The sequence below is a fragment of the Candidatus Sordicultor fermentans genome, assembly GCF_012728195.1.
GTDB classification, from domain to species: domain Bacteria; phylum Atribacterota; class Atribacteria; order Atribacterales; family Caldatribacteriaceae; genus Sordicultor; species Sordicultor fermentans.
This window is the reverse complement of record NZ_JAAYFP010000002.1, coordinates 15643-29447: the sequence shown is the minus strand read 5'-3', so window position 1 is coordinate 29447 and position 13805 is coordinate 15643. Positions and strand designations below refer to the sequence as shown.

11 protein-coding genes and 1 pseudogene are annotated in these 13805 nt (G+C 39.5%); all 12 read left to right on the top strand.

Going from position 1 to position 13805, the window contains the following annotated elements; translation table 11 throughout:
• Nucleotides 1-948, top strand: a 948-nt coding sequence (locus tag GXZ17_RS00150; protein WP_409375267.1) for a LacI family DNA-binding transcriptional regulator, incomplete at its 5' end; no start/stop codon positions are given.
• A gap of 12 nt (nucleotides 949-960) precedes the next feature.
• Entirely contained in the window at nucleotides 961-2094 is a 1134-nt protein-coding gene (locus GXZ17_RS00145; RefSeq protein WP_409375266.1) for a uroporphyrinogen decarboxylase family protein, read from the top strand.
• Nucleotides 2095-2112: 18 nt separating this feature from the next.
• On the top strand, nucleotides 2113-3393 hold the full coding sequence (locus tag GXZ17_RS00140) for an ABC transporter substrate-binding protein (protein ID WP_409375265.1): 1281 nt from the start codon (nucleotides 2113-2115) through the stop codon (nucleotides 3391-3393).
• A gap of 70 nt (nucleotides 3394-3463) precedes the next feature.
• Nucleotides 3464-4360 carry a carbohydrate ABC transporter permease gene (locus GXZ17_RS00135; RefSeq protein WP_409375264.1) on the top strand — a complete coding sequence of 299 codons (897 nt, stop codon included), beginning with the start codon at nucleotides 3464-3466 and terminating at the stop codon, nucleotides 4358-4360.
• A complete protein-coding gene (locus tag GXZ17_RS00130) occupies nucleotides 4357-5193 on the top strand; it encodes a carbohydrate ABC transporter permease (RefSeq protein WP_409375263.1) in 837 nt (278 codons plus the stop codon). Before GXZ17_RS00135 ends, GXZ17_RS00130 begins: the two co-directional genes overlap by 4 nt.
• Nucleotides 5190-6260 carry a uroporphyrinogen decarboxylase family protein gene (locus tag GXZ17_RS00125; protein ID WP_409375262.1) on the top strand — a complete coding sequence of 357 codons (1071 nt, stop codon included), beginning with the start codon at nucleotides 5190-5192 and terminating at the stop codon, nucleotides 6258-6260. Before GXZ17_RS00130 ends, GXZ17_RS00125 begins: the two co-directional genes overlap by 4 nt.
• A 3-nt stretch (nucleotides 6261-6263) precedes the next feature.
• Entirely contained in the window at nucleotides 6264-7346 is a 1083-nt protein-coding gene (locus tag GXZ17_RS00120; RefSeq protein WP_409375261.1) for a uroporphyrinogen decarboxylase family protein, read from the top strand.
• A 16-nt stretch (nucleotides 7347-7362) separates the two neighbouring features.
• The gene (gene iolB / locus GXZ17_RS00115; protein WP_409375260.1) at nucleotides 7363-8157 is read left to right on the top strand and encodes a 5-deoxy-glucuronate isomerase; all 795 of its coding nucleotides are present in this window, start codon (nucleotides 7363-7365) and stop codon (nucleotides 8155-8157) included.
• A gap of 346 nt (nucleotides 8158-8503) precedes the next feature.
• Nucleotides 8504-9901, top strand: coding sequence for an alpha-glucosidase AglA (gene aglA, locus GXZ17_RS00110; RefSeq protein WP_409375259.1), 1398 nt, complete (start codon nucleotides 8504-8506; stop codon nucleotides 9899-9901).
• 64 nt (nucleotides 9902-9965) lie between these two features.
• Nucleotides 9966-11461: pseudogene (locus GXZ17_RS00105) on the top strand (tagaturonate epimerase family protein).
• 41 nt (nucleotides 11462-11502) lie between these two features.
• Nucleotides 11503-12327 (top strand): SDR family oxidoreductase, encoded by an 825-nt coding sequence (locus GXZ17_RS00100; RefSeq protein ID WP_409375258.1) that lies wholly within the window; start codon nucleotides 11503-11505, stop codon nucleotides 12325-12327.
• A 2-nt stretch (nucleotides 12328-12329) separates the two neighbouring features.
• Nucleotides 12330-13802: a gluconokinase gene (locus GXZ17_RS00095; protein ID WP_409375257.1), complete on the top strand. Its 1473-nt coding sequence runs from the start codon at nucleotides 12330-12332 to the stop codon at nucleotides 13800-13802.
• Nucleotides 13803-13805: the final 3 nt, after the last annotated feature.

Genomic DNA, 13805 nt, shown 5'->3' with positions numbered 1-13805 from the left:
GTTTCCAGAGCACTTAATGATGATCCCGCGATAAGTGAGGAAACAAAGAGAAAAGTTATGCAGGTAGCAAGAGAACTTAATTATACTCCGGTAAGAAGCAGAAAAAAGTCTTCTACCAGGAAGAGGAGCAGAATTATAGCTCTTATGGTTACTGATATATCCAATCCCTTTTTTCCGGAGATTGTCCATGGAGTGGAAGATTTAGCTTTTGATTTTGGCTACAGCGTGAGTTTGTGGAATACCAGAGAAGACATAGAACGGGAAAAGCAGTATGTTGAGACTCTAAAGGTAAGCGAGGTAGATGGTATTATCTTAGGGTCCTCCCGGATTAAGGAAGAGCAGATTAGAGAAATAGCAGAAGGCGATATTCCCTGTGTAATTATAAATAGGATAATTGAGAATGTTCCCAGTATTTTTGCTGACTACGAAAATGGTGCTTATCAAGCAACAAAATATCTTGTGAATTTGGGACATGAAAGAATTGCTCTAATCAATGGTCCGAATAGTGCTCAACCCAGTTTGTGGCGAGAAAAGGGATTCCTGAGAGCTTTAAAAGAATCAGGAATAGAAGTTGATGAGAGCCTTTTGAGCTTTAATTCTCCTGTTGTAGAAGGAGGATACGTAGCCACTCTTAAATTATTAAGTATTGATAACCCTCCTACTGCTATTTTTGCTTATAACGATCTTGTAGCTCTGGGAGCTATGAAGGCAATAAGGGAGAAAAATTTGTTGGTTTCTAAGGACATTTCCGTGGTTGGTTATGATGACATTTTCCTTTCCGCATACCTCGATCCGCCGCTAACTACTGTCAGCCAGCCCAAATATATGATGGGTAAATTAGCTGCCGATTTACTTTTCCGATTAATAAATGGAGAAAAAGTCAAAAATAGTCAGATAAGTTTGAAACCAGAATTGATAATCAGGTCTTCTTGTGGAGTAAGAGTTTAGGAGAATACTAAAATGACTTCCGAGGAGAGGATTTTAAAAACTTTATCTCACCAAGAACCAGACCACGTTCCTTTTGATCTGGGAGGGACTATAGTAACTGGAATTACGAAAGGTATTTATTCCAGACTGCTGGAGTATCGAGGTTTGACCCGGGAGGTTCGAGTTCTTGACTATGTCCAGCAATTAGCTCAGATAGATGAAGATGTGGCTCGCTGGTTGGAAATAGATACAAAGTGTGGTTTCCCTGGTATATCTCGCAAAAATCCTTTGATTAAAGAAGAAGGGAATTATTTTTATTTTGAAGATGAATGGGGCATTCGATGGGGCATGCCAAAAAGTGGAGGTTTATATTTCGATGTAATTTCTAATCCACTTGCAAAGGCAGAAAATATTGACGATGTTGAGAAATATCCCTGGCCTGATCCAGGAGCCGAAATTTTAAAGGACCTGGAAGAAGAGATAGGTCGCCAGAATCAAAAAAAGATATTAATAGTAGAGAGCTTTGGGTCGGGCATTTTCGAAACTGCTTTGCGGTTGCGAGGCTATGAACAGTTTCTAATAGATTTAACTCTTGCTCCTGGTCTGGCTGAAGCTATTTTGGAACAGATTTTAGAAGTTAAATTGCGCTATATCGATCTTCTAAATCAGAATTTTAAAGGAAGAATTCACATTTTGAGAGAGGGAGATGACCTGGCTACTCAACAAAGCCTCCTTATTTCTAAAGAAATGTATCAGCGGTTTATAAAACCTAAACACCGACAACTTTTTGAGTATGCAAAAAAATCGTTGGGTCCTTCTTTTTATATCTTTTTTCACTCTTGTGGAGCAGTTTATGATTTAATACCGGATTTTATTGAAGCAGGGATTGATATATTAAACCCTGTTCAGCTTAGTGCTTCAAAAATGAATCCTGAGAAGTTAAAAAGGGATTTTGGAAAACTGATCACTTTTTGGGGAGGTGGTGTAGACACCCAGGGGACTTTATTGCGGGGGAGTAAAGATGATGTTCGTGAAGAGGTAAAAAGGAATATCGAAATTTTCGCTCCAGGAGGTGGCTACGTATTTGCAGCAGTACATAATATTCAAGATGACATACCGGTAGAAAACTTGGTGACTATGTGGGAAGCCTGGAAGTCTAAATCATGATTTGGGGAGGATTATAAAATGAGAAAAAGAACTGCTCTGGTTAGTTTTATGGTGATATTTAGTTTTGTTCTTTTTTCCTGGGTAGTTTATGCTCAAGAAAAAACTTTGAGAATAGAATCAGATGAGTGGATTATTAATAAATTTCCAGTGCGGGAAGCAGCTGAACGATTTCAAAAAGAACATCCGGACGTTAAAGTCACAGTAGCTCCTAAGGAATATAAAGAATTTGTAAAAAGTTACCTTTTGATGTGGCAAAGCGATGAGACCACAGTGGACCTTGGAATAGGTGGAATGCCGGAACAATTAGCACCTCTCGTGGGTGCAGATTTGTTAGTGGATTTAGCAAGTGTAGTAACGGAAATAGAGGGAATTATGCCTGCTTTTTTGGATACAGCAGTTTTTAAGAAAGGCGAAGAAAGATATTATCCAGTTATACCTTTTATGGGAGAACTGATGACCTTGAATATAAATAAAGCTCTTTATGCTGACGCAGGGTTAATCGATGCAGATGGCCAGCCTGTAGAAGCTGAAGATTGGGACCAATTTGAAAGCCAGCTTCAGAAATTGAAAGCAGTTGCTCCTGGGGCTGCTTTGAGCGTTGATTGGGGATGGAATTTCATATTTTACAGTTATGTTGGCGGAATTCAAGCTATGAGGGGCTCTATATATTCTCCGACCAATCCTCAATGGCTAGATTTTGAAAGTGAAGCTGCTCTAAAATGGCTGGAGTTAAACCAGAAGTGGATCAGAGAAGGATTGGCCGCAAGCGGTACTATTACTGATGAGAACTACGGTAGGAATAATTTCAACGCCGGCATTATACCTGCTATCTACACTGCTCACTCTCGGTTTATAGAGGCGGGAGAATATTTAGGGGAAGAGAATACTTCTATGGTTTCTCTTCCAGGAGCCAGGGAAAATGGATCTATTGTTTACACTCATGCAGTTTATATTCCTAAAGTTTCTCCTGCTCAAGACCTTGCGAAACAGTTTATAAAAGAGCAAATGTTTTCTAAGTGGTTTCAACAATGGGGATTTAATCATTATGGAAAATTACCAGTAATAGCTGATTTCTACGATGAGGATTTGACCTGGTATCAGAAAGAAGCAGAATTGATTTTAGAAACAGTAAATCATTCGGTAGCCTTACCGAAATATAAGGGAAATGAAATGCTTTTAGATCTCTTGCAGGAAGAACTTCATCCTCTTCTTTTAGATAAACAAACCCCGGAAGAAACTCTTTCCAATATACGAAATGAGATAGAAGCAAGAAGCATAGATATGACAAGATTAGATTAAGATGGCTAAACGGAAGGGTGGGTTAAAATTTTAACCCACCCTTCCGTTTACTATATAGGAGGGAACTAAAATGATTTCTGGCAGAACTTCTAATCTTAGAGAATCAGGTGTGGCTTATTTATTTCTTGCACCGGCCTTTTTGTTTATAGTTGTTTTTATTGCTTACCCTCTGGTTTATTCTTTTTATCTCACTTTTACTGAATATGATTTTGTTTATGATTCTGCTCCCAAGTGGGTGGGTATCAAGCAATATGTTTCTATCTGGAGGGATAAGAATTTTATATCTTCTTTAAAGAACACTTTAGTTTTTGCCGTTTTCTATTATGCCATAGTTATGTTTTTTTCTCTAATTATCGCCTTTATTATTGACGAACTTGGTAAAGGACAAACTTTTTACCAGCTTGCGGTTTATCTTCCTATTATAGTTCCTCTTTCTTTAGCGGGGGTGATGTTTGTCTGGATTCTGGACCCTACTTTTGGTGTTTTCAATCACATTCTTCGGAGCCTGGGATTTGAGGCTCTGGGTAATAAAAACTGGCTTGCAGATTATTCTACAGCTCTTCCGGCTATCGTGGTAATTACTCTCTGGAAGTATATAGGTTTTAATGTAATTATTTTTTTAGCTGGCATTCAGAGTGTGGGAAGGAGCGTTATTGAAGCTGCAAGAGTAGATGGAGTAAGTTTCTTTCAAGAAAAGTTTTTAGTAATTCTTCCCAACATTAAAACCCATCTTTCTATGGCAAGTCTTTATTCCATTGTTCAGGCAATAAAGGTTTTTGAAGTGCCTTATGTAACGACTCGTGGGGGACCAGGAACTGCTACTCTTACTCTTTATCTTTACAGCTGGAGAACCGCTTTCGGGTATTTTAAAATGGGAAAAGCAGCTACTATTGCTTACATTACTGCGGCTTTAATTATATTTTTCTCTTTTTTAAGCAATAAATTCTTGGAGGAGAAGGGAGAATGATAAGAAAAAAAAGTACCTTGCTAATTTTGTATTTAATAGCTACTCTGGTTGCGTTAATTTTTCTTGCTCCTTTTGTCTGGATTATATTTACCTCTCTTAAACCAAGTAAAGAGGTTTTTTCTTATCCTATTACTTTGTTTCCTCGTTCGATTACTCTGGAACATTATGAATACGTAATATTTAAAATGAGCGATTTCAGGCGTTACTTCTGGAATAGCACGATAATAACCGGGGTATCTTTAGCCATAATAGCCATTTCGAGTTCTTTGGGAGGGTATGCTTTAGGGAGAAAAAATTTCTGGGGCAAAAACTGGTTTATTGCTTTTATTTTGTTAGTATTAGCTATACCTTATTCTGTTTATCTTATACCTATTTTTATTATGGAAACCCGACTGGGAATAAAGAACTCTTACCTGGCTTTAATCCTTCCTTATGTGGCTCTTAATTTGCCATGGGGGCTTTTTATTATGATGGGTACCTTCCGAGGAGTTCCTTCCGAAATTGAAGATGCTGCTCGCATTGACGGGTGTTCTGAATACCAGTTGTGGTCAAAGATTATGCTCCCCCTAGCCAAACCTGGTTTGGCAACTACGATTATTATAACTTTTATTTTTATATGGCAGGAATTCATTTATGCTGTTACTCTTCAAACTGACGCCAGGTGGAAAACTCTCCCGGTAGGGATAGTTCATATTCGCGATGAATTGCAATCTCTGGCCTATGATAACCTTAGTGTAGCTATAATTTTATCTCTGTTGCCGCTTTTTATAGTTTTTGTGGCTTTAAAAGACTTTTTCATAAAGGGTATTGTGGAAGGAGGTCTCAAAGGTTGAAAGATTATTCTTCCCGAGAGCTAATTTTAAAAGTTTTTTCCGGTGAAAGAACTGATAGAGTGGCCAATTTTGACCTTCTGAGAAATAGAAAAGCGGTAGAGTTTTTTTCAGGAGAAAGGTTGACGGAAAACGAGCAGGATGACCTCAGAATAGTTACCTCTGCTTGCCAGAAAGTCCTTGACATGACAAGAACCATTCGAATTCCTTTATCAACTCCGATTAAAAAAGAAGAAAATGGATTTGTCAGGCTTTATCAAGACTGGACTAGCTGGATTGTTGACCGCCCCTTTGAGGATTACTCCTCTTTTCGAGAATGGGTGAAATTGGATGTTGAACGATTAGAATGCTGGAAGCCCACTGAAGAATATTTGGAAAGTTTGCGTAAGGATTTTGAACGCAAGCAGGAACTTCTTGGTGATACTGTGCTTATGTGGAATGGAGGAGAGGGATGGTTTTGTGAACCATACAATGAAGCCGGGATCGAGAATTTTTCTTATCTTTGGTATGATGACCATTCTCTTTTCTCTGATTGGATAGATTTGCGATTTTATCAAAAAAGAACCATAGTGGAACTTTTAGCTGATGAGCAGAAATTTCCGATAGCATTTATAGGGGAAGATATTGCTCATAAAACTGGTACTATTTTTTCACCAGCTATGCTGGAAGATGAGTTTTTTCCTCGATTAAAGGTTATGGTTGACCTATTTCATGAGAAAGGTATAAAAATTGTTTTTCACTCAGATGGTAACTTAATGCAAGTTTTAGATCAAATTATTGCTACTGAAGTGGATGGTTTACATCCCATAGAGCCGACGGCGGAGATGAACCTTGCTCATGTTAGAGAACTTTGCCCGGATCGGGTGGTTCTTATTGGAAATCTGGATTGTAGCCAGCTTTTACCTTTTGGCTCAAAAAAAGAGATAGAAGAGGAAGTTAAAAAAATTATGGATTTAGCTAAATCTACCGGTAACATTATATTTTCTTCCAGTAGCGAGCTACATGATGAAATTCCCCTTGAAAATATTGTCTGGATGTTTGAGTGTTTTGAGAAATATCGGAGGTATTAGGAAATGGAGCACAGAGAGAGGGTCTTAAAATCATTAAATCACATTGAACCCGATCGTCCACCCTTTGACTTTGAAGCAAGAAGCGAGGTGGTTGACAGTCTTCTTGATTTCCTGCACTTGTCAAACGAGGAGGACCTGCTTCTTTATTTAGATATTGATTTTCGCCGAGGTGGAATGGGCCCGGGTGAAGAGTTCCTTAAAAAAGGAGCATTTTTCCATCCTCGCCGGAAATGGGTAATTGAGGTTAATCCTGGAATATTCGAAGACGAATTTGGAATTAAATATCGAACGGATGAAGAAGGAAAATATTTTGGCTTTGTTGGCTATCCTTTAGAGAAAGATGAAGATCTGGAGACGTATCAATTTCCTGACCCCGGGGAGACTATTCGCTATGAGTCTTTGCAAAAATTAGTTGAAATTTATAAAGAGGATTTTTTTATTCAAGGAGAGGCTACTCTTACTTTTTTTGAACAAGCTTGGCAGATGAGTGGATATGAGCATTTTATTTATAACTTATATCAGAATCCCGGTTGGGTGGAAAAACTGCTGGATAAGCTTCTGGAATTCCGCTTTGCCCAGTGTGAGAAATATGTTGAATTGGGAGTAGATATTGTTTGGCTGGGTGACGATTTTGGAATGCAAGACAGGATGATGATTAATCCTGAATTATGGAGAAAGTTTTTTAAACCTCGCATGAAGTTGCTTATTGATGGTTATAAAAAACTAAACCCTCAGGTATTTACTCAATATCATAGTGACGGATATATTGAACCCATTATCAATGATTTGATTGAAATTGGAGTGGATATCCTAAACCCGGTACAACCTGAGTGCATGGATCTAAGAAAAATTAAGGAATTATACGGAAAGGCACTTACTCTTCATGGTACGATTTCGGTTCAGAGTCTCCTCCCTTTTTCCTCTTTGGAGGAATTAGAAAATCAGGTTAAAGAAATAATAGAAATTTGTGCTCCGGGAGGTGGCTATATTTTAGCTCCTACTCATGCTATTCAAACAGATACTCCTTTAGAAAATATTTTAGCTGTTTATGAAACAGGAAGAAAGTCGATACAGGTTAATCAATAGATCGGAGGCATCAAAAATGCTCTTTTTCCCTTATCAAAAATATCCGGATAACTGGCTTTATCAAGTGGTTGATTCATCTAATAGTCCTCTTCAGATGGAGAGTTTCTCTCTGCTTAAGCTTTCTCCTCATACTTCTTATCAAGGAGAGCTCAAAGGAGAAGAGGCGGTATTTGTTCTTTTACAGGGCAAGGTGAAAATGGAAGTAGAAGGGAAAACTTTAGGAGAAATTGCGCAGAGAAAGTCTATCTTTGAGGATAAGGCTTCTGCTTTTTACCTTCCCCCTGGAGTTTACTACCAGATTGAGGCAGAGGAAGATAGCGAGTTTATCCTGGTTAGAGCTAAAGCGGAAAAAGGAGGCTCTCCCGCTTTTTTCCCTCCCGAAATAGTGAAAGTGAAGACTACAGGTAAAGGCACCTTTGAGCGAGAGGTGCACACTATAGTGGGAGAAGATTTTCCAGCGGAGAAATTAATAGTGGGAGAGACTTTTAATAAACCGGGATTGTGGTCGAGTTATCCTCCCCATCGCCATGAAAAAAATCGCCCTCCTGAAGAGTATTTTTTGGAAGAAATCTATCACTATCGGGTAGAGCCAGAGAAAGGGTTTGGGATTCAGGTTCTCTATACTGAAGATAAAGAGTTAGAGAAAGCCTATTTGGTAGAAAACGGTGACACTTTTGTTATCCCCCGGGGCTATCATCCGGTGGTAGCGGCTCCAGGGTACAGGCTTTATTACTTTTGGTCTTTGGCTGGAGAGGTGAGGATATTGAACCCTTATGATGATCCGCATCACTCTTGGACAAAGAACCTTTAAGCAAATTATGTTTTCGAAATTATGGGAAGAAAAAATGACAGTTTTTCTAAAACAAGGGAAATAGTTAAGAAAATAGGGGAAAGGATAATCTTTCCTTTGCGAATTTATTCTTCTAGTGATTATCAGGAGCTGGGAATGACAATTTATCCGGTAAAGGGAGAAAAAAGAGATATTAAGGAGTCTCCTTTCTCTGGATGGAAGCGGAGTAGCCAGCTGCCAGCTGTTTTCTGAACTAGAAAAAGAATTATAAGCTGCTCGCAATATTTCTGGCTTAGAGATTGGCCCGAGAACGGCTTTTTACTTTATTTGAAATAGTTTACGAATTACTGGTAGAGGAGGCACAAGATTGGTGAAAATATCTTTTATGGGGGCAGGAAGTATAAGATATACGCTTAAGCTGGTTGGAGATTTAGCGAAAACTAAAGAACTTTCGGGAAGTTTGGTTTCATTAATGGATGTGGATGAAGAAAGATTAGAAGCAGTGTATGACCTGGCAAAAAGATATATAGACGAGGTGGGAGGAAACTTAAAATTAGAAAAAACAACGGATAGAGAAAAGTCGCTACAAGGGGCAGATTTTGTGATCAATACAGCATTGTACCGAGCGCCAGGCCATGAAGATGGTTATGTTAGCTATGAGATTATGAGAGACTTAGCGGAGAGATACGGATATTACAGAGGAATAGATAGTCAAGAGTTTAACATGGTGTCAGATTATTATACATTCACCAATTATAATCATTTAAAACTTTCCCTGGATATAGCAAAATCTATAGAAGAAATCTGTCCCGATGCTTACTTCATACAAACAGCTAACCCGGTTTTTGAAATAACCGAGTTGGTTTTAAGGCATACCAATGTTAAGGTGGTTGGTTTTTGTCATGGGTTCTCAGGATTGTTTGAAGTTTTTCATACTCTCGGGCTGAATCCAGAAGAAGTGGACTGGCAAGTCGCCGGGGTGAACCATGGAATATGGTTAAACCGCTTTCTTTACCGGGGAGAAAATGCTTATCCTTTGCTTGATAAATGGATAGAGGAAGAATCTCAGCACTGGCAGCCAGAAAACCCCTGGGACGTTCATTTAAGTCCTGCGGTAATAGATATGTACAGGTTTTACGGTCTTTTGCCGGTTGGAGATACCTGTCGCAATGGAACCTGGAAATACAACTATAACCTCGATGCTAAAAAGAAGTGGTATGGGAAGTTTGGAGGTATAGATAATGAGGTAGAGAGACCCAGGTTTTATGAAGAGCTTCGACAGAGAAAAAGAATGATGATAGAATTATCAAAGGACCCCGGGATAAAATTAACTAAAAGCTGGCCAGAAGAGTTTTCTAAAGACAAGATGAGCGGGGAACAGCAAATACCCTTCATAAATGCAATAGTGAATAACAAAGCCACTAGATTAGTCTTGAATATTCTAAATCGGGGAGCAATAAAGGGAATATCTGATGATGTAGTTGTTGAGATACCTCTTGAGGTTAACGGAAGTGGAATACATTCTGAAAAAATAGAACCCAATTTGCCAGATAGAATATTAAAATACTATTTGACACCTAGAATAACAAGGATGGAAATGGCCGTAGATGCTTTTACTACGGGAGATAGAAAAATATTAGAAGAGCTTCTGGTAAGAGATCCAAGAACGGAAAACTATGAGGATATTCCGAAGTTATGGAATGAAATATTCAGTTTACCTTTTAACCAGGAGATGAAGAGTCATTATTCAGGTGCAAAAATCTAAACAGGCTGGAAAGGTTTTGAAACCTTTAAATTAGATATAATTTCAAAATAAGCAGGAGGAAAAAATGAGCGATTTTTCTAAAACGGTAGAGATAATAAAAAGGCTAGAAGAGAGAATGAGTCTTTCTTTGCGTGTCTATTCTTCTTCCTGGTATCAGGAAAAGTTGGGAATGAGAATTTATCCGGTGAAGGGAGAAGAAGAGAGGTATTTAGGAGTGTGGTCGAAGGACAAAAAACTTTACTTTGCCGATCCTCTTTTTTTAGAACCAGAGGAAGAAAAAGGGAAATTTTTCTTCCTTTATCCTTTTCACTTTAAGAATTATTTGTCCTTAAGTGATTATTTTCCCGACTTGAAACCTCAGCCGGCAGGAGTAAAAACTTCTTTAGGTTGTGGGGATAGGTTGGGTTTAGTGTCTCGGGCTCACTTAGAAGCGGTTAAAAATTATCCAGCTTTTCCGGTGATTGCTCAACAATCCCCCCGGGAGCTTCAAAAAATGGGAAGAACTTTTCAGGATGTGCTACTCGGTGCTGTCTGGGGAGTATTAGAAAGTGAGAATCCTGTCCCTTTTGGTGCAGATGCTGACCATCTGAAAGATGAGGAGTATCTTCGAGCAGGGATAGAGAGCGGTTTTACTATGTACACCCTGGATGGAAGTGGAGTGGCTGATTACTATATACTTTCTAAATCAGAAAAAGAGTTGCAAAAAATATTTGATAGTATGTCCCAGGAGGAGAAGCAAATCTTCAATCGATATGCCGACCGGACATTTACTGTTGGAAGCGGTTTAGAGTTAGGTTTCCAGAGGAAAAATTTTTTCCTCTTTTTAAGGTTTACTTTCCAGTGATAAATTTCGTAGAAAAAATGAATTTTCTTTTGCAAGAGGAGCTTTCTTCGTATGATTTGGAAATATCGCTGGATGAAGGAGAAGGAGTAACTTCTCCCGAAGTTCATTTTTTTGTAGCCGAGGAGCTGCATCACAGAGGCATAGATTTTCAAAGTTTAGCACCTCGTTTTCCGGGAAGCTTTGAAAAGGCCATTGACTACGAGGGGAATATTCAAGAATTTTCCTCTTCCCTGCGCAATCATGTGACCGTGCAACAGGAGATTGGAGGTTATCGACTGAGTCTGCATTCTGGAAGTGATAAGTTCAGCATCTATCCTGTTTTTTCTCAAGAAACTAATCAGCTTTTCCACGTTAAAACCTCAGGTACCAGCTGGCTTAAGGGCCTGGAAGTAGTGGCTCATAAAAACCCTCAACTTTTCCGGAAAATTTATGAGTTAAGCGAAGAGGAGTTAGAAGAAAATCGCAAAGCTTATCAGATTTCTTTTACCAGGGAAGATATCCATAGAGATATGGATACCATTCCGGATAAAGAGCTTCCTTCCCTTTTTTCTCACCCTTTAATTCGTCAATTCTTGCATATTTCTTATGGTTCAGTCTGGCAAGTTTTCAAGTCGGAACTCAGTCATCTCTTTTTCCAGTATGAAGAGGAGCATTATCGTTTAGTAAGAGAGAATATGGAGCGACATCTTCATTTTCTATTTTCTTTAAACAAATAATTTAAACCAGACAGGAATATAATCAGAAAGGAGCGAACAAAATGTCTTACGTAGAGGAGCTTTTCTCTCTCCAGGATAAGGTAGTATTTTGTACTGGAGGAGGTGGAATTTTGATGTCAGCTATTAGTGAAGGTTTGGGAAAGGCAGGAGCGAAAGTTATCCTAACTGATATAGTTCCTTTAGAAGAAAGGGTAGAGGCTTTAAAAAAAGAAGGAATAGAAGCCAAAGGATACTATATGGATGCTATGGATAAGAAAAGTGTAGAGGAAGTGGCAAAAAAGGTGAAAGAAGAATTTGGAGGAATAGATGCTCTATTAAATGCTGCGGGAGGGAACCGGGAGGATGCTACGACATCCAATGAGGTTTCTTTTTTTGATTTACCTCTCGAGCCTCTGCAAAAAGTTGTTATGCTTAACCTATTTGGTGGAGCAATAATTCCTTCTCAAGTTTTTGCCCGCATGATGATAGAAGATGGTCGGGAGGGGAATATAATTAATTTTTCCTCCATGAATGCTTTTCGTCCTCTCACTCGCGTGGTAGGGTACTCTGCAGCTAAAGCGGCAGTGAGTAACTTTACTCAATGGTTAGCAGTTTATTTAGCTAAAGAATACAGCCCGAAAGTGCGAGTGAATGCTCTGGCTCCGGGGTTTTTTATCACTAACCAGAATCGTTATCTTCTCACTAAAGAAGATGGCAGTCTAACCCCTCGTGGGGAGGCGGTTATTAATCACACTCCCTTGGGGCGGTTTGGAGTACCAGAAGATTTGATTGGGACAGTAATATGGCTTCTTTCTCCTGCTTCTTCTTTTGTTACTGGAGTGGTAGTGCCTATTGATGGAGGGTTTAATGCTTTTTCAGGGGTATAGTTATGGAAACTTATTTGGTGCTCACTATAGATATTGGAACTTCTTCCTGTAAAGTATGTGTATTCGATGCTCGAGGAGAAATCTTAAAAACGAGCAAAAGAGAATATCCTGCTTATTCTCCTGCTCCGGGTTTTGCCGAACAAAACCCGGAGGAAATCTACCAAGCAATAAAAAAAGCAGTAAAAGAGGCGCTGGAAGATTTTTCTCCCCGAGAAGTAGAGTTTGTTTCTTTTGACACCATGCTCCATAGTTTTCTCCTGGTAGACAGAGAAGAAGTTCCTCTGTATCCTCTTCTTAACTGGATGGATACGAGATGTGCTGATGAGGTGGAAAGATTAAAACCTCTTTATCGAGAGCGGAAGCTCTATTTTAAGAATGCTGCTCCTCTTCACACCATATATCACATCCCCCGGACCTGGTGGTTCAAAAAAAATCAACCTCATCTGTGGGAGAAAACTTCTCGAGTTCTCAGCATAAAAGACTGGATTTTAGAGAAAATAACCGGGGAACTTTTCTGTGATTATTCTACCGCTTCGGCTACTGGTCTCTTGAACCTTTCGTCCTTTTCCTGGGATGAAGAGATTCTTGATTTCGCGGGAATTTCTCTTGATAAACTTCCCCCTCTTGAGGCTCCCGAACACACCGCCCCTCTAAAAGAGGGAGATTTTACTAAAGATACAGGGCTCCTTCCCGGGACTCCGGTTATCTGGGGCGGGGGTGATGGCCCCTTTGCTAATTTGGGTGATGGAGCTTTCCGAGAAGGGGAGATGGTGGTAACGGTAGGCTCATCTGGGGCAGTCAGGATGTGTTCTCCTCATCCGGTATTTGACCCCGAGGAGCGGAGCTGGTGTTATTATCTGGCTGATGGGATATGGGTAGGAGGAGGAGCTATAAATAACGGAGGAATTGTCTATTCCTGGATAAAAGATCTGGTAGGGGAAGAAGATTGGGAGTGGGATATTCATCGACAACGCCCTCTCTTTCTTCCTTTTTTAACCGGAGAGAGGAGCCCCAACTGGAATGCCTATGCTCGGGGGATTTTATTCGGGTTATCCTATTTTCACGAAAGGTCAGCTCTTCTTCAGGCTGCTTTTGAAGGAGTAGCATTTCGTATTCGCTCTATTTATGATTTGTTGCAAGAGGTAATGGGAAAGCCTCACCGGGTAGTAATAAGTGGAGGATTTGCCTCTTCAGATAAAGGACAAAGAGTATTATGTGATGTTTTAGGAGCACCGGTTGAGCTGAGTAGTTATCCTTCAGCTCCGGCCAAAGGAGCGTTTCTTCTGTCTTGTAAACTCCGGGGGAAAGTTTCTTCCCTGAATGAACTACCAGCCTCTTTTTTCCCTTCTTATCCGGTTATAGAGCCAGACTCTGAAGCTCGGGAGTTTTATAAGGAATTTTATGAGTTCTATCAGAAAGTGTACTGGAAAAATCAAGAACTTTTCCAGGAATTTTCTCGGTTTCGCTTAGCTTGAAAG

Excerpts from the sequence above, each read along its gene's own strand:
- GXZ17_RS00120 (WP_409375261.1), top strand. The coding sequence starts at position 6,264 with ATGGAGCACAGAGAGAGGGTCTTAAAATCATTAAATCACATTGAACCC.
- GXZ17_RS00140 (WP_409375265.1), top strand. The coding sequence starts at position 2,113 with ATGAGAAAAAGAACTGCTCTGGTTAGTTTTATGGTGATATTTAGTTTT.
- GXZ17_RS00145 (WP_409375266.1), top strand. The coding sequence starts at position 961 with ATGACTTCCGAGGAGAGGATTTTAAAAACTTTATCTCACCAAGAACCA.
- GXZ17_RS00130 (WP_409375263.1), top strand. The coding sequence starts at position 4,357 with ATGATAAGAAAAAAAAGTACCTTGCTAATTTTGTATTTAATAGCTACT.
- GXZ17_RS00135 (WP_409375264.1), top strand. The coding sequence starts at position 3,464 with ATGATTTCTGGCAGAACTTCTAATCTTAGAGAATCAGGTGTGGCTTAT.
- GXZ17_RS00095 (WP_409375257.1), top strand. The coding sequence starts at position 12,330 with ATGGAAACTTATTTGGTGCTCACTATAGATATTGGAACTTCTTCCTGT.
- GXZ17_RS00100 (WP_409375258.1), top strand. The coding sequence starts at position 11,503 with ATGTCTTACGTAGAGGAGCTTTTCTCTCTCCAGGATAAGGTAGTATTT.
- iolB (WP_409375260.1), top strand. The coding sequence starts at position 7,363 with ATGCTCTTTTTCCCTTATCAAAAATATCCGGATAACTGGCTTTATCAA.